The 18,823-nt window shown below is 72.8% G+C and carries 18 protein-coding genes, 2 tRNA genes and 1 riboswitch; of the genes, 5 read left to right on the top strand and 15 right to left on the bottom strand.

What is annotated here, in order from left to right:
• Positions 1–2 precede the first annotated feature (2 nt).
• Positions 3–830, bottom strand: coding sequence for an NAD(+) synthase (gene nadE, locus RH861_RS08345; RefSeq protein WP_310520616.1), 828 nt, complete (start codon positions 828–830; stop codon positions 3–5).
• Between the two features lie 109 nt (positions 831–939).
• On the opposite strand from nadE, the gene RH861_RS08340 reads away from it, so the two are divergent.
• Complete coding sequence (locus RH861_RS08340) at positions 940–2,145, top strand: cation:proton antiporter (protein ID WP_310520815.1); 1,206 nt, start codon at positions 940–942, stop codon at positions 2,143–2,145.
• On the opposite strand, the gene RH861_RS08335 is transcribed toward RH861_RS08340, so the two are convergent.
• A tRNA-Arg gene (locus tag RH861_RS08335) sits at positions 2,107–2,179 on the bottom strand. The genes RH861_RS08340 and RH861_RS08335 overlap by 39 nt on opposite strands.
• A 110-nt stretch (positions 2,180–2,289) precedes the next feature.
• Between RH861_RS08335 and orn the strand changes: the two genes are divergently transcribed.
• The 4 genes from orn to RH861_RS08315 all read left to right on the top strand — a co-directional run bounded on the left by orn (position 2,290) and on the right by RH861_RS08315 (position 4,710).
• On the top strand, positions 2,290–2,964 hold the full coding sequence (orn, locus tag RH861_RS08330) for an oligoribonuclease (protein WP_248599504.1): 675 nt from the start codon (positions 2,290–2,292) through the stop codon (positions 2,962–2,964).
• A gap of 38 nt (positions 2,965–3,002) precedes the next feature.
• A tRNA-His gene (locus RH861_RS08325) sits at positions 3,003–3,078 on the top strand.
• 23 nt (positions 3,079–3,101) lie between these two features.
• Positions 3,102–3,449, top strand: coding sequence for a metallopeptidase family protein (locus RH861_RS08320; RefSeq protein WP_067950446.1), 348 nt, complete (start codon positions 3,102–3,104; stop codon positions 3,447–3,449).
• A 25-nt stretch (positions 3,450–3,474) separates the two neighbouring features.
• Positions 3,475–4,710: a D-alanyl-D-alanine carboxypeptidase family protein gene (locus RH861_RS08315; RefSeq protein ID WP_310520615.1), complete on the top strand. Its 1,236-nt coding sequence runs from the start codon at positions 3,475–3,477 to the stop codon at positions 4,708–4,710.
• Positions 4,711–4,722: 12 nt separating this feature from the next.
• Here RH861_RS08315 and RH861_RS08310 read toward each other — a convergent pair whose 3' ends face one another.
• The 13 genes from RH861_RS08310 to ligA form a co-directional block, all read right to left on the bottom strand.
• Positions 4,723–4,977: a hypothetical protein gene (locus RH861_RS08310; protein ID WP_067950449.1), complete on the bottom strand. Its 255-nt coding sequence runs from the start codon at positions 4,975–4,977 to the stop codon at positions 4,723–4,725.
• A gap of 65 nt (positions 4,978–5,042) precedes the next feature.
• Entirely contained in the window at positions 5,043–5,594 is a 552-nt protein-coding gene (locus RH861_RS08305; RefSeq protein ID WP_310520614.1) for a nucleoside/nucleotide kinase family protein, read from the bottom strand.
• Between the two features lie 17 nt (positions 5,595–5,611).
• Entirely contained in the window at positions 5,612–6,409 is a 798-nt protein-coding gene (locus RH861_RS08300; RefSeq protein ID WP_310520613.1) for an energy-coupling factor transporter transmembrane component T family protein, read from the bottom strand.
• Positions 6,406–7,896, bottom strand: a complete 1,491-nt coding sequence (locus RH861_RS08295; RefSeq protein ID WP_310520612.1) for an ABC transporter ATP-binding protein — start codon at positions 7,894–7,896, stop codon at positions 6,406–6,408. Before RH861_RS08295 ends, RH861_RS08300 begins: the two co-directional genes overlap by 4 nt.
• Positions 7,897–7,899: 3 nt before the next feature.
• On the bottom strand, positions 7,900–8,574 hold the full coding sequence (locus tag RH861_RS08290) for an ECF transporter S component (protein WP_310520611.1): 675 nt from the start codon (positions 8,572–8,574) through the stop codon (positions 7,900–7,902).
• A 37-nt stretch (positions 8,575–8,611) separates the two neighbouring features.
• Positions 8,612–8,721, bottom strand: a riboswitch (TPP riboswitch).
• 51 nt (positions 8,722–8,772) lie between these two features.
• Positions 8,773–9,105, bottom strand: a complete 333-nt coding sequence (locus tag RH861_RS08285; protein ID WP_310520610.1) for a hypothetical protein — start codon at positions 9,103–9,105, stop codon at positions 8,773–8,775.
• A gap of 65 nt (positions 9,106–9,170) precedes the next feature.
• Positions 9,171–10,478 (bottom strand): DNA polymerase IV, encoded by a 1,308-nt coding sequence (locus tag RH861_RS08280; protein ID WP_310520609.1) that lies wholly within the window; start codon positions 10,476–10,478, stop codon positions 9,171–9,173.
• A 43-nt stretch (positions 10,479–10,521) separates the two neighbouring features.
• Complete coding sequence (locus RH861_RS08275) at positions 10,522–11,175, bottom strand: flagellar biosynthesis protein FlhF (RefSeq protein ID WP_310520608.1); 654 nt, start codon at positions 11,173–11,175, stop codon at positions 10,522–10,524.
• Positions 11,176–11,317: 142 nt separating this feature from the next.
• Positions 11,318–12,841 carry an Asp-tRNA(Asn)/Glu-tRNA(Gln) amidotransferase subunit GatB gene (gene gatB, locus RH861_RS08270; protein WP_310520607.1) on the bottom strand — a complete coding sequence of 508 codons (1,524 nt, stop codon included), beginning with the start codon at positions 12,839–12,841 and terminating at the stop codon, positions 11,318–11,320.
• Positions 12,841–14,373, bottom strand: coding sequence for an Asp-tRNA(Asn)/Glu-tRNA(Gln) amidotransferase subunit GatA (gatA, locus tag RH861_RS08265; protein ID WP_067950464.1), 1,533 nt, complete (start codon positions 14,371–14,373; stop codon positions 12,841–12,843). Before gatA ends, gatB begins: the two co-directional genes overlap by 1 nt.
• A complete protein-coding gene (gene gatC / locus RH861_RS08260) occupies positions 14,370–14,669 on the bottom strand; it encodes an Asp-tRNA(Asn)/Glu-tRNA(Gln) amidotransferase subunit GatC (RefSeq protein WP_310520606.1) in 300 nt (99 codons plus the stop codon). The genes gatA and gatC overlap by 4 nt, the downstream gene beginning before the upstream one ends.
• Before the next feature lie 36 nt (positions 14,670–14,705).
• Positions 14,706–16,472 (bottom strand): alkaline phosphatase family protein, encoded by a 1,767-nt coding sequence (locus RH861_RS08255; RefSeq protein WP_310520605.1) that lies wholly within the window; start codon positions 16,470–16,472, stop codon positions 14,706–14,708.
• A gap of 10 nt (positions 16,473–16,482) precedes the next feature.
• Complete coding sequence (gene ligA / locus RH861_RS08250; protein WP_310520604.1) at positions 16,483–18,726, bottom strand: NAD-dependent DNA ligase LigA; 2,244 nt, start codon at positions 18,724–18,726, stop codon at positions 16,483–16,485.
• Between the last annotated feature and the right edge of the window lie 97 nt (positions 18,727–18,823).

Raw genomic sequence — 18,823 nt, 5'->3', positions numbered from 1 at the left:
CGTCAGGCCTCCTGCCACCACGCCTCGAACGGCGTGACCGGCTCGGTGCGCTTGTGCCGCGTCTGCAGGAACCGCGCCTCGATGAGCTCGGCGACCGCAGCGTCGACCTCGCCGCCCTCGAGGAACTCGTCGATGTCGGTGTAGCGGAGACCGAGGTTCGCCTCGTCGGACTGGCCCGGGTCGTGGTCGAGCAGGTCGGCCGTGGGCACCTTCGTGTACAGGCGCTCGGGAGCGCCGAGTTCCTGCATGAGCGCCCGGCCCTGGCGCTTGGTCAGACCCGACAGCGGGAGCAGGTCGGCTCCGCCGTCGCCGAACTTCGTGAAGAACCCGGTCACGGCCTCGGCGGCGTGATCCGTGCCGACCACGAGCAGGCCGCCCTCCCCCGCCACCGCGTACTGCGCGATCATGCGCATGCGCGCCTTCACGTTGCCCTTGCCGAAGTCGCTGATTGGCACGCCGAGTGCGTCGGCGTAGTCGGCGGCGACTCCGTCGACCCCGCCCCGGATGTTGAAGTCGACGACCTCGGCGGGCCGGATGAACTCGAGCGCCAGCCGCGCGTCATCCTCGTCGTGCTGCACGCCGTAGGGCAGGCGCACCGCCACGAACCGGGCGGGACGCCCCTCGGCGGCGAGCTCGTCGACGGCGATCTGGCACAGGCGACCGGCGAGGCTCGAGTCCTGGCCGCCGCTGATGCCGAGGACGAGGCCCTTCGCTCCGGACGCGGAGAGGTACCGCTTGAGGAACTCGACCCGCCGGCGCACCTGGTCGGCCGGGTCGATCACGGGCTCGACATGCAGTTCTTCGATGATCCGGGCCTGGAGGTCGCGCATGCCACGACCCTACGACACGCGCGCGACGAACGGATGACGCGGCGCTGGGAACCGGCCGCGAGCGTCCGGTTCCCGATAGCATTCGTGCACGCGACGAAGGGGGCTCCGCGTGGAGGTCGACCTGTCCACCCTCGTGCTGGTTCCGGCCATCGCCGCCGTGGCACCGCTCGCCACGCGCGCGGTGGGGCGGTGGATCGCGGTCCCGCTCGTCGTCTTCGAGATCCTGCTCGGGCTGGTCCTCGGACCGTCGGTCCTCGGGTGGGTGCAGGAGGACGACTTCATCGCGCTCTTCGCGGACCTCGGCCTGGCGATGCTGTTCTACCTCGCCGGCCGCGAGATCGACTTCCGCGCCATCCGCGGCACGCCGATCGTGCGGGCGGGCATCGGCTGGCTGGTGTCGATCGTGTTGGGCATCGCGCTCGGCTTCCTGGTGGACCCGGGCGCGGGCGCCGTCTTCGTCGGCGTGGCGCTCGCGTCGACCGCGCTCGGGGCGCTCCTGCCGATCCTGCGCGATTCCGGCGTCCTCCGGACGCCCTTCGGCGTGTCGATCCTCGCCATCGGCGCCGTCGGCGAGTTCGGCCCGCTCCTGGCCATCTCGCTGTTCCTCAGCGGCCGCTCGCCGCTGCACTCGGCGCTCGTGCTTTTGGCCTTCGCGGTGATCGCGGGCGTGCTCATGTTCTTCGCGGCCCGCGGGGACGGCGCCCGGCTGCACCGGGCGATCGAGGCGAGCCTCCACACGAGCGGCCAGTTCGTCGTGCGCCTCGTGATGTTCGTCCTCCTCGCGCTGGTCGCCCTCTCGATCTTCCTCGGGATCGACATGCTGCTCGGCGCGTTCGCCGCCGGCGTGCTCGGCAAGCTGCTGCTCCAGGGCGCGCCGGCCCGCGAAGCCGAGGTCACCGAGGCGAAGATCGAGGCGGTCGGGTTCGGACTCCTGGTCCCGGTCTTCTTCATCAACACCGGCATCACCTTCGACCTCGCGGCGCTCGTCTCCGATCTCAGGACGCTGCTGCTGCTCCCCCTCTTCACGGTCCTGCTGCTCGTGACCCGCGGGCTGCCGGCCGCCATGCTGGCGCCGCCGGGATCGACGGTCCGGGAGCGGGTGTCGACGGGCTTCTTCGCCGCCACGGGCCTGCCGATCATCGTCGCCGTGACCGCGTTGGGGGTGGATGCCGGTGATCTCGACTCCGGCATGGCCGCGGCGCTCGTCGGCGCGGGACTGCTGTCGGTGCTGCTCTACCCGCTCATCGCACTGACGGTGCGGACGGGGAATCCTCGGCGCCCTCGGCAGGAATCGAACCTGCGACCAAGAGATTAGAAGGCTCCTGCTCTATCCGCTGAGCTACGAGGGCCGATCGCCACCACGATACCGCAGGCCGCCGCCGCGACCCGGGGGTTCCGGCCGCGCGGTCGGTCCGCGGGCCGGGCGGGCCCTGTCGGGGCGCGCCAGTAGACTCGCCGCATGGCATCCTCGAGCGACCGACTGGTCTGGATCGACTGCGAGATGACCGGGCTCGACCTCGAGGTCGACGAGCTCGTCGAGATCGCGGTGGTCATCACCGACTACGACCTGAACCCCGTCGACGCAGGACTCGACATCGTGATCAGACCCGATGCGAGTGCCCTCGAGGGCATGGGCGACTTCGTCCGCGCCATGCACACCGACTCGGGGCTGATCGAGGAGATCCCCAACGGCGTGTCGGTGGCCGAGGCGGAGTACGAGGTCCTCGAGTACGTCCTGAAGCACATCCCCGATGAGCAGAAGGCCCCGCTGGCAGGCAACTCGATCGGCACCGACCGGGCGTTCATCGCCAAGTTCATGCCGCGCCTCGACGCGCACCTCCACTACCGCAACGTCGATGTCTCCTCGATCAAGGAGCTCGCCAAGCGCTGGTACCCACGGGCCTACTTCAACGCCCCGGCCAAGGACGGCGGACACCGTGCCCTGGCCGACATCCTCGAGTCCATCCGCGAGCTGCAGTACTACCGTCGGGCCGTCTTCGTCGCCGACCCCGGACCGTCCAGCCAGGAGCTGCAGGCCATCGCGGCCGACGTCGTCGCCGAGTCGACGTCGCCGACCCCGGTCGGCGCTCCGTCGGCGGCCGACGTGTCATCGAGCACGCCCGACGTGGTGTAATCTCGTATGGTTGCAACCGCGGCACGCGGTCGCACATGGTGGGTATAGCTCAGTCGGTAGAGCGCCTGGTTGTGGTCCAGGAGGTCGCGGGTTCAAGCCCCGTTACTCACCCCAAGTACCTCCCGAACGGAGTCGCCGTGCACCTCGACGCCGAGGCCTTCGAGCGGCTCGTCGTCGACGAGCTCGACCGCCTGCCCGACGACATGGTCGACGGACTCGACAACGTCGTGTTCGTGGTAGAGGACCGCCCGGAGGACGGCTCCCTCGACCTGCTGGGCCTGTACGAGGGAACGGCCCTGACCGAGCGCGACCGCTACGGCTTCGGCGAGATGCCCGACCGCATCGTGCTGTACCGCGAAGCGCTCCTCGCCGTCGCCGATGACGAGGAGCAGCTCCGCGACGAGATCCACGTCACCCTCGTGCACGAGATCGCCCATTTCTACGGCATCGACGACGACCGGCTGCACGAGCTGGGCTGGGCCTGAGCGGGCCCGCGTTAGCCTGAATCGCATGAGCCTCTCCCCCGCTCGCGGCGTCGGCATCGCCCTCGGCACGCTCGCGATCCTAGCGGTCGGCGTCTACGCGCCCGCCATGCTCCTCGGCCCGCTCCCCGACGTCGAGATCCGCACCGCACCGTCCCAGCCGGCCCTGCCCGAGACGACTCCCGTGGCGCTGCTCGACGCCGGCGCGTCGGCCGTCGCGCTCGTCGCCGACGACGGTCAGGCGGAACTCGTCGCGACCTCGGGCGATGAGGGGGCGGCGCCGATCGGCGGCGCGGCGAAGCTCGTGACCGTGCTGGCGACGCTCGACGCACTGCCGATCGAGGAGGGCGAGCGCGGGCCCGCCATCCGGATCGGTCCCGAGGACTACACCGACTACCTGCGGTACTCGGCCGAGGGCTCCCGCGCGCTCGCCGTGTCGCCGGGTGAGACGTGGAGCCAGCGGGACGTGGTCCGGGCCGTCCTGCTCGCCTCGAGCAACAACCACGCCGACACGCTCGCGCGTTGGGCGTTCGGCAACCTCGACAACTACGTGACCGAGGCGAACGCATGGCTCGAGGAGCAGGGGTTCGAGACGCTCCGCGTCGCCGATGCGACCGGCCTCTCCGGCGACAACGTGGGTTCTGCTGCGGAACTCACGCGACTGGCCGCACTCACCCTCGCGCAGCCCACGCTCGGCCCGCTCCTGAGCGGCGACGGCGCGTCGACCACGACGGATCGGCGCGTTCCCGACGTGGTGGCGCACCTGGGCGGCGAGGGCATCCGATCGATCAGCCGCAGCTACACCGACCAGGCGCTGTTGTCCTTCGTGTTCACGAGCGAGCTCGACGGCGAGACGTCGCGGCGGATGGTCGGCGCGATGACCGGGGTCGACTCCTACGAGACCCTCGATCCGGCCGTGCTCGCGGCCGTGGAGGGCATGCGGGCCGCGTCCACGCCGATCGAGGTCATCGCGCAGGGAGCATCGTACGGCGAGGCCGTGGCGGCTTGGGGTGATCGGGCCGATCTGGTTGCCGTGGCCGGCCGGACCGACGCCGCATGGGGTGCCGTGCCCGAATCGGCGTCGGTCGAGGTGACGCCGTTCGCGACCGCGCCGGCGGGGCGCGAGGTCGGCTCGGTGACGGTCCGGATCGGCGACCGCGACCTGAGTTCGGTGCTCGAGCTCGACGAGCCCATCTCCGACCCGGGCCCGCTGTGGCGGCTGCTGAACCCCGGCGTGATCGTCGGGGCGTTCCTCGCCGACTGATCGAGTTCGGCCTCAGTCGTTCTCGTCGTCGTGCTCCACCGGGTCCGAGTCGTCGGCGTCGAAGCGGAAGCGGACGCGGATCTGCCCGTTCACCTCGCGCTGGTCGACGGCGTCGTACCAGAACAGCGACTCCAGGCCGTCGACCGCGGCGACCATGCCGACGCGCCGCTCCGGCTCGCCGTGCACGAGCGATCGCTGCTCGAAGTCGCCCTCGAGGGGCCCGTCGATGAACTCCGCCACGTACGTCGCGGCCGCTGCGTCTGCCATGCCCCCACCGTAGTCGCCGAGGAGCGTCCGGTCACCCCGGCGCGCGTGGACGGGTGCCCCGGCGCTCAGGGGGCCAGCCGCACGGTCACGTGGGCGCGCTGCGCAGCGCGGTGCCCCGTCCGGCCCAGGTGGCGGCACCAGTCCGCCTCCCAGGCGTCCCAGTGGGCGTCGAACGCGCCGAGGTCGCGGTCGAGCGCTCGGCGCCGCCGCGTCGGGTACGGCGCGGCGAGCCAGACCCGGACGGCGCCGCTGCGCTCGCCGCCGGCCGCGAACGCCCCGCACCCCTCGATGATGAGTGCGGCGTCCGGCCGGATCCGCAGGTCGACGCCGGGCCGGTCCTCGAGCCAGTCCCAGCGGTGCACCACGCCGGCGGCTCCCCGCGCGTGCGGGGCCACGAGGGAACGGCCGAGCTCGAGGGCGCCGCGATGGAGCCCGCGCCATCCGGGGATCGCCTCGTCGACCCGCACCACGCGCGGCGGGCGGCCGGGCCACGCTCGCACGAGCGCGGCCGCGAACGTCGTCTTGCCGGCGCCGCTCGGGCCGTCGACGAGCACGAGCGGATGCCGCGCCCCGGCCGTGGCGCGCCGCACCGCCTCGACGCCCGGACGGAGCGACATCGTCGGCCCTGCGACCCTCACGTCCACACCGGGTGGAAGGCACCCGCCCAGATCGAGCCGGCGATCGCGGTGGCCGCGATGGTCGCGGCGATGCCGACGAGCAGGACGTCACGCGCGCCGACGCGCGACGGGCGCGCCCACGTGCGGGGACGGTCGGCACCGAAGCCCCGCGCCTCCATGGCCGTGGCGAGCTTGGACCCCCGACGGATGGCGAGGACGAGCAGGGCGAACGCCATGGTGGCCGCGCGGCGGACGGCTCCGTGGTCGCCGATGCCGCGGGCCCGCCGCGAGAGCGCCATCGCCCGCCAGTCGTCGATGAACAGGCCGACCAGCCGGGTCGCGGCGAGCGCGCCGAGCACGAACCGCGCCGGCAGCCGCCAGACCTGCGCGAGCCCGTCGGCGAGGTCGGTCGGGTCGACGCGGAGGAACAGGAGCGCGGCGGGCAGGCCGATCGCCAGGACGCGGACCGACACGGCGATCGCCAGTTCGATGGATCCGTCGGAGATCCGGGCCAGCCAGAACTCCCAGTAGACCGTTCCCGTGGGTCGTCCGTACAGCAGCATGCTGACTCCCGCCACGGGCGCGGCGAGCAGGATCGGCCACGTGCGCCGCAGGAGCACGGCCGGCGTGACGCCGGCCGCGGCGAACAGCACGATCTCGATGAGGAGCGCGATCGCCGCACTCACCCAGTCCACCGTCACGAGCAGCGGCGTGGTGAGCACCATCGCCGCGGCGAGGCGCGTCGCCGGGTTGGTCCGGTCGATGAACCGCAGCCTGGGCACGGGCCGGGCGGGTGCCTCCTCGAGCGCGCTCATCGCCGGCTCCCGACGGGCTGCCGCGCCGGCAGGAGGTCGACGCGGTGCGTGCCGAGCGCGGCCCGGAACGCGGCGTCGTGGGTGACCGACAGGAGCGTGGTGCCACCCTCGACCAGCTCGTGCAGCAGACGGACCAGTTCGACCCAGCCCAACCGGTCCTGCCCGAAGGTGGGCTCATCGAGGATGATGACGTCCGGCCTCGTGGCGAGCACCGCGCCGACCGAGAGCCGCCGTGCCTCGCCGCCGGAGAGCGTGAACGGATTGGCCGCCGCGAGATGGTCGAGGCGGAGCCGCTGCATGACCTCGTCGACGCGCGCTCGGGCCTCCGCGTCCGGCAGCCCCAGCGCGCGGAGCCCCACGGCGAGCTCGTCGCGCACGGTCGCCGCGACGAACTGGTGCTCGGGCTCCTGGAAGACCGTGCCTATCCGTGTCAGGAGGTCGCGTGAGCGCCAGCGCACCGGGGCCCCGCCCAGGCTGCGGGCGAGCCGGGGCGCGGCGGTGACGGTTCCCCCGCGCGGCGCGAGGAGGCCGCCCATCGTCAGCGCGAGCGTCGACTTGCCGACGCCGTTCGGTCCGGTGAGGACCGTCGAGGAGCCCGCAGGCAGGCCGAACCGGAGTCCGGTGTGGAGCACCGGCGTGCGCGGGCGGCCGATGGCCAGTTCGTCCGCGGAGAGGATCGGGGCCGTGGCACCGGCCGCGGCATCCGTCGACTCGGGTACCTCGAGAGGGATGCCGGGGACCCACACGCCCGCCGCCGCGAGCTCGGCCCCCCGCGCCTCGAGGACCTCACCGGGGTCGCCGTCCGCGATCGTCCGCCCCTCGCGGTCGAGGACGACCACACGATCGATCAGGCCGAGCCAGACCTCGACGCGGTGCTCCACGACGACGAGCGTGGCTCCCGTGCGGTCGAGGACGCGCCCGACCGCCTCGCGCACCTCGGCGACGCCCTGCGGGTCGAGGTTCGCGGTGGGCTCGTCGAGCAGCAGCAGGCCCGGGCGCATCGCGAGGGCGCCGGCCAGCGCCAGCCGCTGCTTCTGCCCGCCGGACAGCCGCGACGTCGGGTGGTCGAGCGGGAGCTCGAGCCCGACCGCCTCGAGCGCATCCGCCACGCGCCGCCAGATCTCGTCGCGCGGAACGCCGAGGTTCTCGCACCCGAACGCGACGTCGTCGCCGACGCGGGCGAGGATCACCTGGGAATCGGGATCCTGCAGCACGAGCCCCGCCCGGCCGCGTGCGTCGGGTGCCGGACGCCCATCGACGCGCAGCTCGCCCCACTGCTCGCCCTCGTCGTCGCCGCCGAGGACGCCCGCGAGCGCGTGCAGCAGGGTCGACTTGCCCGAGCCGGACGGTCCAAGGAGCAGCACGCGTTCGCCCGGATGGATCCGGAGGTCGAGTCCGTCGAGCGCCGGTCGACGGCGGCCCGCATGGCGCCAGCCCCACCCGGCGGCATCCACCCGGGCAGGACCGACGGCATCAGCGTGGTGCACGCGTCAGACCCGTCCCGTGACGTCCCGTCCGGCGCCGAACCGGTTGAGTGCCCCGGTTGCGGCGAGCGCGCGGACGACGAGCCAGCCGAGGAGGCCCGCGAGGAGCGCGCCGGAGACGACGAGCGTGCCGAGGTACAGGGCCAGGAACTCCGCGGACTTCTGGAGGTTGCCGGAGGTGAACAGCTCGAGCAGCCAGGCTCCGACGCCCGCAGCGGCGCCGGCGAGCATCGCGGTGACCACGCCGAACCGGCGGTACCCGACGGCGAGGAAGACGAGCTCGGCGCCGAGTCCCTGCGCGAGACCGGAGTAGAGCGTCTCGATGCCCCACTGGTTGCCGATGAGCGCCGAGACCATGGCCGCGAGCAGTTCGACGTAGAGCGCCGCGCCGGGCTTGCGGATGACGAGCCCGCCGAGCACGCCGCCGATGAGCCAGATGCCGACGGCGATGCCGCCGAGACCCGGCGTGAGCGCGTCGGCGGCGCTGAACCACGCATACCCGACGTTGTTCCAGATGAGGAAGACCAGGCCGGTCGCGACGCCGATGACGCTCGCGACGACGATGTCGACCACCCGCCAGCGGGTCCGGCGGCCGTTGCCGCCCGTGGTGCCGTTCGCCCGGCCGTCCGTTGCGACGTTCGCGCGGTCGTCGGCCTCGGTTCCGATGGATGTCTCGTGCACTGTCGTGCCCTTTCGTCTCGTGGAAAGCGGCACGGGAGATGAGAATCTCTGCCCTCCCTGCGCTGGCATGACCCAGATCAGGTTCGACGGTCGAAGGTTGAGAACCTTCCTCTCAGCCCGGCTCACCGGACTCCCGTGTTCGACCACGAGTATACGCCGCGCCGCCCGAGGCGAGCGCGGCGCGGGCGCCGCCGGCGCCTACCGCTTCAGTGCGCGGATGACGAGCTTCAGCGCCTTGCCCGTCGCCGCGACGAGCGGGATGGCGACGATGAGCAGCCCGAGCACGTTCGGCTCGAACCGGACGTCGCCGCCGCGGCTGATGTACGCGCCGAGCGGCACGGACCAGCCGCCGCCACCGCCGCCCGAGCCCTCGCCCTGCTCGTCGTCCTTCCCGGCACCGCCGCCGAAGCCGTACGCGCCCAGCGCGACGGGCACGATCTCGGTGCCGCCCACCTGGACCTTGTCGGCGTAGGAGGTGCGGACGCCGACGCCGGCGACCTTGTCTGCGAGTTCCAGCACGAAATCAGCCATGCGGTCACGCTACCCGGGCCCGGTCGGCGTCGAAAGGCCTTGACGGATGCCGCGCGCCGGGGTCGTCACGAGAACGCACGCGCTCCGGGCGGCAGCGGTTCGTCGGGACGATCCGTCTCCTCCCGCTCCCATCCGGCTCCGGCCGTGGGGAGCGGCCCGGGCGCATCGCGTCGCACGAGGGCGGCGGGCCGCACCGCACCGCGACCGAACCTGCGCGTGACCTCGTCGATGGTGCGCTCCGCGTCGCGCCACTCCTCGTCGGGATCCCACAGCGGCGCTCCCCCGCCCGCCGGGCGCAGGTGCTCGGCCCGGACGCCGATCAGGCGCACGCGGCGCCCGTCGCCCACCAGGTCGGCGAGCGGCACGAGCGCCTCCTCGTAGATGCGCCGCGCGACATCCGTCGGCTCGGCGAGGGTGCGCGACCGGGTGACGGTCGTGAAATCGCCGTAGCGCAACTTGAGGATCACCGTGCGGGCGACCATCTCGGCGCGTCGGAGGCGCACGCCGACGTCGGTCGCCAGGCGCAGCAGCTCGCGGGCGATCTCGTCGCGGTCGACGAGGTCGTGGTGGAAGGTCGTCTCGTGCCCGATGCTCTTCTCGACGCGACGGGTCTCGACGTCGCGCGGGTCGACGCCGTTCGCGAGCCGGGTGAGGCGGGCGGCGAGCGCCGGACCCACGGCGCGCTCGAGGGCGTCGACGGGCATCTCGGCCACGTCGCCCACCGTGCGCAGGCCGAGCTTGAGGAGGGACTGCTCGGTCACGCGACCCACGCCCCACAGCGCGGAGACGGGAAGGGGGTGCAGGAACGCGGTCGTCTCGGCGGCGGGCACGACGAGCATCCCGTCGGGCTTGGCGCGACTGGACGCGACCTTCGCGACGTACTTGCTCGCGGCGACGCCCACCGAGCAGGTGAGGCCCGTCTCCTCGCGCACGCGCCGGCGGATGGTCCAGGCGATCTCGGCCGGCGTGCCGTGGAGACGCCGCGCGCCCGACACGTCGAGGAACGCCTCGTCGATCGACAGCGGCTCGACGAGCGGCGTGAGCTCGCGGAAGATCGTCATGACCCGCTCGGAGTACTCGGCGTACCGGGCGTAGTCGCCACGCAGCACGACCGCGTTCGGGCAGCGCTGCAGGGCGACCGACATCGGCATCGCGGAGTTCACGCCGTACCGCCGCGCCTCGTAGCTCGCGGCCGCGACCACCCCGCGGCCCGCCGTGCCGCCGACGAGCACCGGTCGGCCGCGCAGCTCCGGTCGGCGGAGCAGTTCGACGGACACGAAGAACGCATCCATGTCGACGTGCAGGATCGGCGTCGCCGAGTCGTCGACGGGCCCGGTGGTGACCTGCCGCGACGAGCCGTCCTGCTTGCTCATGCTGCGACCCTAGCGCCCGCCGCCGACGCGCCCGCGACGGTGATCAGAAGCCGAAGTCCCCGCCGAAGTCGCCGCCGCCGAAGTCGCCACCGCCGAACCCGCCCCAGTCGCCGCCCGCGTCGGCCGAGCCGACGTCGCCGCCGTCGCCCGCTCCGGCGTCACCGGCACCGGGGTCCCCCTCGGCGCCCGCCTGATCGAACGACGGATCGGGCAGGAACGCCTGGGCGATCGCCGACCCGACGACGAAGCCCGCGATGGTGCCCAGCATCGACGCGCCGAGCATCGACCCGAAGGACGGACCGCGAGCGCCCTGTCCGCCGGGCGAGGAGCCCGCGAAGGCCCGCTCCACGGTGCCCGGCGATCGGAGCTCCGCCCGGGTCGCCGCCCGTGCGAGGGCCGACGGCTCGTCGGAGACCACGCGCTCACCGGGCGGCGCGCTGTCGGCGAGCGCCCGGTAGACCTCCTGCCGCTGCTCCGGGGTCAGCTTCGCGAACGCCTCGGCGTGCACGGCCTCGATCGACTCGGGCGGGGCGGTCCGCAGCAGGTACCGGTAGCGCTCGATCGCCAGCTCGTCCTCGCTCGGCCGAGGCCGCTGCGGGGCCGAGGCGGCGTGCCCGTACGGCGCCTGCGGCACCGCCGGGGCGGGTCGGGCGGCGCGGTCGTCGCCGGCGCCGAAGAGCCGGTCCAAGAAGCCCATCGTGTCCTCACTCTCGTCGTCTCCCGACGATAGGCCGGGAGCCCATGATCCTGCTGTGAGGCGGTCGCGCCCGCCCCGTGAGACGACGGATGCCGCGGCGGGACACGCCCGCGCCGCGGCATCCGTCGTCGACCGGAAGGCCCTAGCCCTCGCCGCCGCTCGCGCGCTCGAGCACGAGCTCGCGGACGCGAGCGGCATCCGCCTTGCCCTGCATCGCCTTCATCACCGCGCCGATGACCGCGCCCGCGGCCTGCACCTTGCCGTCGCGGATCTTGGCGAGCACGTCCGGCTGCGCTGCGAGCGCCTGGTCGATCGCGGCGACGAGCGCTCCGTCGTCGGAGACCACCGCGAGGCCACGGGCGTCGACGATCTCGCGCGGCGATCCCTCGCCCGCGATGACGCCCTCGAGGACTTGGCGGGCGAGCCGGTCGGTCAGGACGCCCTCGTCGACGAGCGCCGCGAGTTCGGCGACCTGGGCCGGCTCGGCGAGCGCAGCCGGGTCCTCGCCGCGGGCGTTCGCGATGCGCGTGAGCTCGCCGGTCCACCACTTGCGGGCCGCTGCCGGCGTGGCACCCGCCGCCACGGTCGCAGCGACCTCGGCGAGGAGGCCGGCGTTCACGACGCCCTGGAAGTCGAGGTCGGTGAAGCCCCACTCGGCCTTGAGGCGACGACGACGCGCGGCGGGCGGTTCCGGCAGCGCGGCGCGCAGCTCCTCGATCAGGGCGGGCTCGGGCACCACCGGGAGCAGGTCGGGCTCGGGGAAGTAGCGGTAGTCGTCGGCGTCGGACTTCGGACGGCCGGGGCTCGTCGTGCCCGTGTCCTCGTGCCAGTGGCGAGTCTCCTGCGTGATCGTGCCGCCGTCGGCGAGGATCGCCGCCTGCCGCTGGATCTCGTAGCGGACCGCACGCTCGATCGAGCGCATCGAGTTCACGTTCTTCGTCTCGGTGCGCGTGCCGAACTGCTCCTGGCCGCGCGGGCGCAGCGACACGTTCGCGTCGCAGCGCAGGTTGCCGCGCTCCATCCGGGCCTCGGAGACGCCGAGCGCCAGCACGATGTCGCGGATCGTGGCGACGTACGCGCGCGCCAGCGCGGGAGCATCCGCCCCCGCCCCCACGATCGGCTTCGTGACGATCTCGACGAGCGGCACGCCCGCGCGGTTGTAGTCGACGAGCGAGTACTCGGCGCCCTGGATGCGGCCCGTGGCGCCGCCGACGTGCGTGAGCTTGCCGGCGTCCTCCTCCATGTGGGCGCGCTCGATGGCGACCTGGAAGACCCGGCCGTTCTCGAGCTCGACCTCGACGGACCCCTCGTAGGCGATCGGCTCGTCGTACTGGGAGATCTGGTAGTTCTTCGCGAGGTCGGGGTAGAAGTAGTTCTTCCGGGCGAACCGGCTCGACTCGGCGATCGAGCAGCCGAGCGCGAGGCCCAGCGAGATCGAGTACCGCACGGCCTTGCCGTTCACGACCGGGAGGGAGCCGGGCAGGCCCAGGTCGACCGGCGCGACGAGCGTGTTCGGCTCGGCGCCGTGGAACTCGGCGTGCGCCGGGTTCGGCGCGGGCGAGAACATCTTCGTCTTCGTGTTGAGCTCGACGTGCACCTCGAGCCCGATGACCGGCTCGAAGCGCTCGAGGGCCTCGTCGAAGTCCATCAGTGCTGCGCGCGCCATCAGACCACGCCCTCCTCGGTCGCCATGAGTTCGTGGGTGGACAGGTCGGGTGCCTGTGCCAGGATCGGGCCGCCCCAGCGGTCGAGCAGGAGCGCCTCGAGCGCGCCGCCGACGTTGTAGAGGCGGGCGTCCTCGCGCGCAGGCGCGAGGAACTGGATGCCGACCGGGAGCCCGTCCTCCGGGGCGAGGCCCGCGGGCACGGAGATGCCGGGCACGCCCGCGAGGTTCGCCGGGATCGTCGCCACGTCGTTCAGGTACATGGCCAGCGGGTCGTCGAGCTTTTCGCCGAGCTTGAACGCGGTGGTCGGCGCGGTCGGCGTGGCGAGCACGTCGACCTTCGCGAACGCGGCGTCGAAGTCGCGCTGCACCAGGGTGCGCACCTTCTGGGCGCTGCCGTAGTACGCGTCGTAGTAGCCGGCCGACAGGGCGTAGGTGCCGAGGATGATGCGGCGCTTCACCTCGGGGCCGAACCCGGCCTCGCGCGTCGCGGACATCACCTGCTCGACCGTGCCGCCGCCCTCGGGCGTGACCCGCAGGCCGAAGCGCACCGAGTCGAACTTGGCGAGGTTCGACGAGGCCTCCGCCGGGAGGATCAGGTAGTACGCGGCGATCGAGTACTCGAAGTTCGGCGCGCTCACCTCGACGATCTCGGCGCCGTGCTGCTCGAGGAGCTCGAGCGCCTCGTGGAAGCGCTGGCGGACGCCCGCCTGGAACCCGTCGGAGTCGAGCTCCTTCACCACGCCGATGCGCAGGCCCGAGACATCCGCTCGCCTGACCGCCTCGGCCATCGACGGCCACGGGTCGGGGATCGACGTCGCGTCGTGCGGGTCGAAGCCGGCGATCACGTCGTGCAGCAGCGCCGAGTCGAGCACGGTGCGGCTGACGGGCCCGATCTGGTCGAGCGACGACGCGAGGGCGATCGAACCGTAACGGCTGACGCCGCCGTACGTCGGCTTGACCCCGACGGTGCCGGTGACGTGCGCGGGTTGACGGATCGAGCCGCCCGTGTCGCTGCCGAGTGCGAGCGGCGCCTCGAACGCGGCGACGGATGCCGCGGAACCGCCGCCCGATCCGCCGGGGATGCGGTCGAGGTCCCACGGGTTGTGCGTCGCGCCGTACGCCGAGTGCTCGGTCGACGACCCCATCGCGAACTCGTCCATGTTGGTCTTACCGAGCGGCACCATGCCCGCGTCGCGCACCTTGCGGACCGGGGTGGCGTCGTAGGGCGGCACCCAGCCCTCGAGGATGCGCGACCCCGAGGTGGTCGGCATGCCCTTGGTCACGAGCACGTCCTTGATCGCGATCGGCACGCCCGCGAGCGGGCCGAGCTCCTCGCCGATGTGCCGGCGCCGGTCGATCTCGGCGGCGGTGTCGAGCGCGCGCTCGGCGTCGACGTGGAGGAACGCGTGGACGGCGCCGTCGACGGCGGCGATGCGGTCGAGGTGGGCCCGGGTCGCCTCGACGGAGGTGACCTCGCGGGCCGCGAGGCGCTCGCCGAGCTCGGCCGCGCTCAGGCGGATCAGGTCGCTCACTGCTCCTCCCCCAGGATCGCCGAGACCACGAAGCGCGAGCCGTCGTGCTCGGGAGCACCCTCGAGGGCCTCGTCGACGGTGAGCACGTCGCCCACCTCGTCGACCCGGAGCGGCGGGTGCAGCGGGATCGGGTGGCTGGTCGGCGGCACGTCGGGCGTGGCGACCTCGCTCACCTTCTCGACCGCCTGCATGATCTGGCCGAGCTCGGCGGTGAGGTGGTCGATCTCTTCGTCGGTGAGCGCGATGCGTGCGAGGTTCGCGAGGTGCGCGACCTGCTCGGCGCTGATTTCAGACATGCTGCTCCGTCGTGTGGGGAAGGGGTCCCCGCGATTCTATCGAGGAGCGCCGAACAGCCCGGTGCCGTGCTTCTGCAGGAGGTCGTACGCCTCCCCGTAGGTCTGTGGCTCGGGTTCGCTCCCGTCGCCGTACTTCGCGACGAGCATCCCGAGCAGGCCCCGCGCCGGCGGGCTGAGCGGCGCGGTCCGGTGCTCGGACCCCGGGTGCGGCGTCGCCGCCTCGGGGTTCGGCGGCAGGTACTGCGGGGTGGTCTCGGGCCAGGTGAGCGGATGCCGCGGCTCGTCGAGGGTGATCGCGTTGGTGATCGTCGGGGCGCCGTCGTCGCGGTCGGTGAGCGGATCCAGGCCGTGCGCGGCGCAGAGGGTGGCGATCACCGAACCGTGGTGCATGGGGTCGTGGATGACCCCGCCGGCCGCGGTGTACGCCGAGATCGCGATCGTCGGGACGCGGCATCCGAGCCGGTCGAAGGCGAACCCCATCTCGCCCGGCTTCGCGTCGGCGTGCGGGGGCGTCGCCGTCGGCGGCGGCGCGTGGTCGTAGGTGCCGCCGTGCTCGTCGAAGGTGATGAGCAGCATGGTGTTCATCGCGTTCGATCCGCCCTCGGTCGCGCTGGCCCGGATGGCGGTGTAGATCCGGTGGATCAGCAGCTCGCCCGCCCGGACGTCGGAGACGGCGCTGTCGGTGACCTCCCGGCCGTCGACCTCGGATTCGCGTAGCGGGCCCACGGGCGGGTGGAAGTCGTTGTGGTCGTAGATCATGCGCGGTTCGACGAACGCGTACGGCGGCAGCTTCCCCTGCTCGACATCGGTCCAGAACTGGGACATCGGCGCGAAGTGGTCGGTGCGCCAGAACTGCTCGAGCGCGGGCGCGTGGATGAACCCGGTCATCGAGATGAGCTGGAGGTCGTCGAAGTAGATGCGCCAGTCGAGCCCGGCCTCCTCGAGGCGGTTGAAGATCGTCGGGGCGGCCTTGGCCTCGAGCCACTTGCGGTAGCCCTTCTTGCCGCCGTGGTTGGTGACGAACCCGTGGGAGGTCGACGCGTGGAAGAACGACCGGTTGCAGAACGTCTGGCTGGGCACGGCGCAGTGCCACGCGTCGTAGACCGCGAACCCCTTCGCGAGAGTCGAGAGCACCGGCAGCATCTCGGGCGAGAACGACCCCATGATCTGGTGCAGGTCGCGATGGCCCGCCGCGTGCACGTCGTGTTCGACGTGGTGGGCGTAATCGGCGATGAATCCGCTCATCGTGGGCGTGGTGCCCGGGTCCGGCGCGTTGTACGGCGCCTGCATGTCGTCGAGCGCCGCGGTCGCGTTCGACTCCGGGCGGACGGTACCGAACAGCTGGGTGTTGACGTGCGGGAACTCCTCGCCCGGGTCGGGGTGCGGGCGGCTCATGATGGCGTCGGTCGCGCCCGCGTACACGTGGGCGCGGACCACCTCGCCGTCGGGGGCGGTGTTCGCGTGGTCGCCGAAGGCGAGCCCGTCGAAGCTCGCGCCGTCGGGAAGCGTGTCGTCGTCGTACAGCCAGCCCAGCAGGTTGTCGAACGACCGGTTCTCGCCCATGACCACCACGAGGTGGTCGAAGCCGGGTCGGGCCCGCGAGGCGGGCGGGGCGGGCAGGGCGGCCACGCCGGCGGCGCCGTCGGCGACACCCGCGGAGTGTCCCGCGGTCGCCCCTACGGCGCCGGCCGCACCGCCGGCCACGACGGCCGCGGCGCCGGCCACGCCGCCGATGCGGAGGAAGTCGCGGCGCGTGGCACCCTTCGACTCGTCGTCCCGGATGTCACGCTCGCCGCCGGCCATCGCCGCTCCCCTACTGCTCCAGCGCGTCGGGCCCCTTCGTCACGAGGATCGCGAACTGCGCGGCGTCGAGGATCCGGATGCCGAGCTCCTCCGCCTTGGCGAGCTTCGACCCGGCTCCCGGGCCAGCCGCGACGAAATCGGTCTTCTTCGAGACGCTGGACGCCGCCTTGCCCCCTGCCGCGATGATAGCCTCCTGCGCTCCTTCGCGGGTGAATCCCTCGAGCGACCCGGTCGCGACCACGGTGAGCCCCGCGAGCACGCCGCCGCCGTCCGTGGCGCGGCCCGGCCCTGGGTGGCCGGGCGTGGCGAACTGCACTCCGGCGGCAGCCCACCGGTCGACGATCTCGCGGTGCCAGTCGACCTCGAACCAGTCGATGAGCGAGTCGGCGATGATCGACCCGACTCCCTCGACCTCGGCGAGCTCGTCTCGGCTCGCTGCGCGGATCGCCTCGAGCGAGCCGAAGTGGTCGGCGAGCGCGCGGGCTGCCACCGGGCCGACGTGACGGATGTTCAGCGAGACGAGGATGCGCCACAGCGGCTTGGTCTTCGCCTTGGCGATCTCGTCGATGAGCTTGATCGCGGATGCGGACGGCTGGGGCCCGTCGAGGCCCGCCTTGCGCTCGGCGCTCGTGGGGTTGCGTCGGAAGGGGGCGCGGACGCGCGCGGACCCGTCGGCGTCGAGCTTCTCGAGTCCGGTCTCGGCGTCGCGCACGACGACCTCGATGGGCGTGAGGTCGTCGACGGTGAGGTCGAACAGCCCGGCCTCGGTGGGCAGGGGCGGTTCGGCGGGGACGCGCGGCTGGGTGAGCGCCGCAGCGGAGACCTCGCCGAGCGCCTCGATGTCGAGCGCGCCGCGGGACCCGATGTGCTCGACGCGTCCGCGGACCTGCGCGGGACACGTGCGTGCATTCGGGCAGCGCAGGTCGATGTCCCCCTCCTTCATGGGGCGGAGCGGCGTGCCGCACTCCGGGCATTCCGCGGGCATCACGAACTCGCGCTCGGTGCCGTCGCGCAGCTCGACGACCGGGCCCAGCACCTCCGGGATCACGTCGCCGGCCTTGCGCAGCACGACCGTGTCGCCGATCAGCACGCCCTTGGCCTTCACGACCTCCTGGTTGTGGAGGGTGGCCTGCCGCACGACCGACCCGGCGACGCGCACCGGCTCCATCACGGCGTACGGGGTGGCCCGGCCCGTGCGGCCGACGCTGACGACGATGTCGACGAGCGTGGTGTTCACCTGCTCGGGCGGGTACTTATAGGCGATCGCCCATCGTGGCGCGCGGCTCGTCGCCCCGAGTTCGGCGTGCAGCGCCAGCTCGTCGACTTTGACCACGACGCCGTCGATCTCGTGCTCGACGGAGTGCCGGTGCTCGCCGTAGTACGCCACGAACTCCTGCACGCCCTCGATCGAGTCGACGACGCGGAAGCGCGTGGAGGTCGGCAGGCCCCACTCGGCCAGCAGCCCGTACACCTCGGACTGCGCGGCCACCGGGGGGTCGGGCCACGCGCCGATGCCGTGCACCAGCATCTGCAGCCCGCCGAGGCGGGTGCGCATCAATTCGATCTGCGCCGCGTTCTTGCCCTCGGCCTTCTGCCTCAGGGATCCGCTGGCCGCGTTGCGCGGGTTGGCGAATTCGCGTTCGCCCGTCTCGGCCTGCCGGGCGTTCAGCGCATCGAACGCCGCGGTCGGGAAGAAGACCTCGCCGCGGACCTCGACCAGCTCAGGATGCCCCGTGCCCTCGAGCTGCATCGGGATGCCGGGGACGAACCGCACGTTCTCGGTCACGTCCTCGCCGACGCGGCCGTCGCCGCGCGTGGCCGCCGAGACGAGGCGGCCCCGCCGGTAGCGGAGGTTGAGGGCGAGTCCGTCGATCTTCAGCTCGCAGAGCCAGTGCACGTCGCGACCGGCCGCGGCCCGCGCGCGCGTCGCCCACTCGGCGAGTTCGTCGGCGGAGAAGACGTTGTCGAGGCTGAGCATGCGCTCGGCGTGCTCGACCGGGGCGAAGAGCGTGGTCTCGCCCCGGCCGCCCACGGTGAGCGTCGGGCTGTCCTGGCTCTGCAGCTCGGGGTACAGGCGCTCGAGTGCCTCGAGGCGGCGCATCAGCTCGTCGTATTCGGCGTCGCTGATGATCACCGTGTCGCGCTCGTAGTACGCGTCGCGTGCCTCGTTGATGCGGATGGTGAGAGCGGCGACCTCGTCGGCCGCCTCCTCTCGGGAGGGGGCCGCGGGTGCGGTCTCGTCGACGGATGCCACGTCGTCAGCCTATCGACGGCCACCGACCCCGGACGCCGCCCGGCCGCGTCCGCCGGGGCGCGAAGACGGGGTGCGCGGCCCCCACCGCGCACCCCTC

Source organism: Agromyces indicus, from assembly GCF_031432295.1.
Lineage (GTDB): Bacteria > Actinomycetota > Actinomycetes > Actinomycetales > Microbacteriaceae > Agromyces > Agromyces indicus.
Note: the sequence above shows the minus strand (reverse complement) of the source record. Positions and strands in the feature narration are given on the sequence as shown.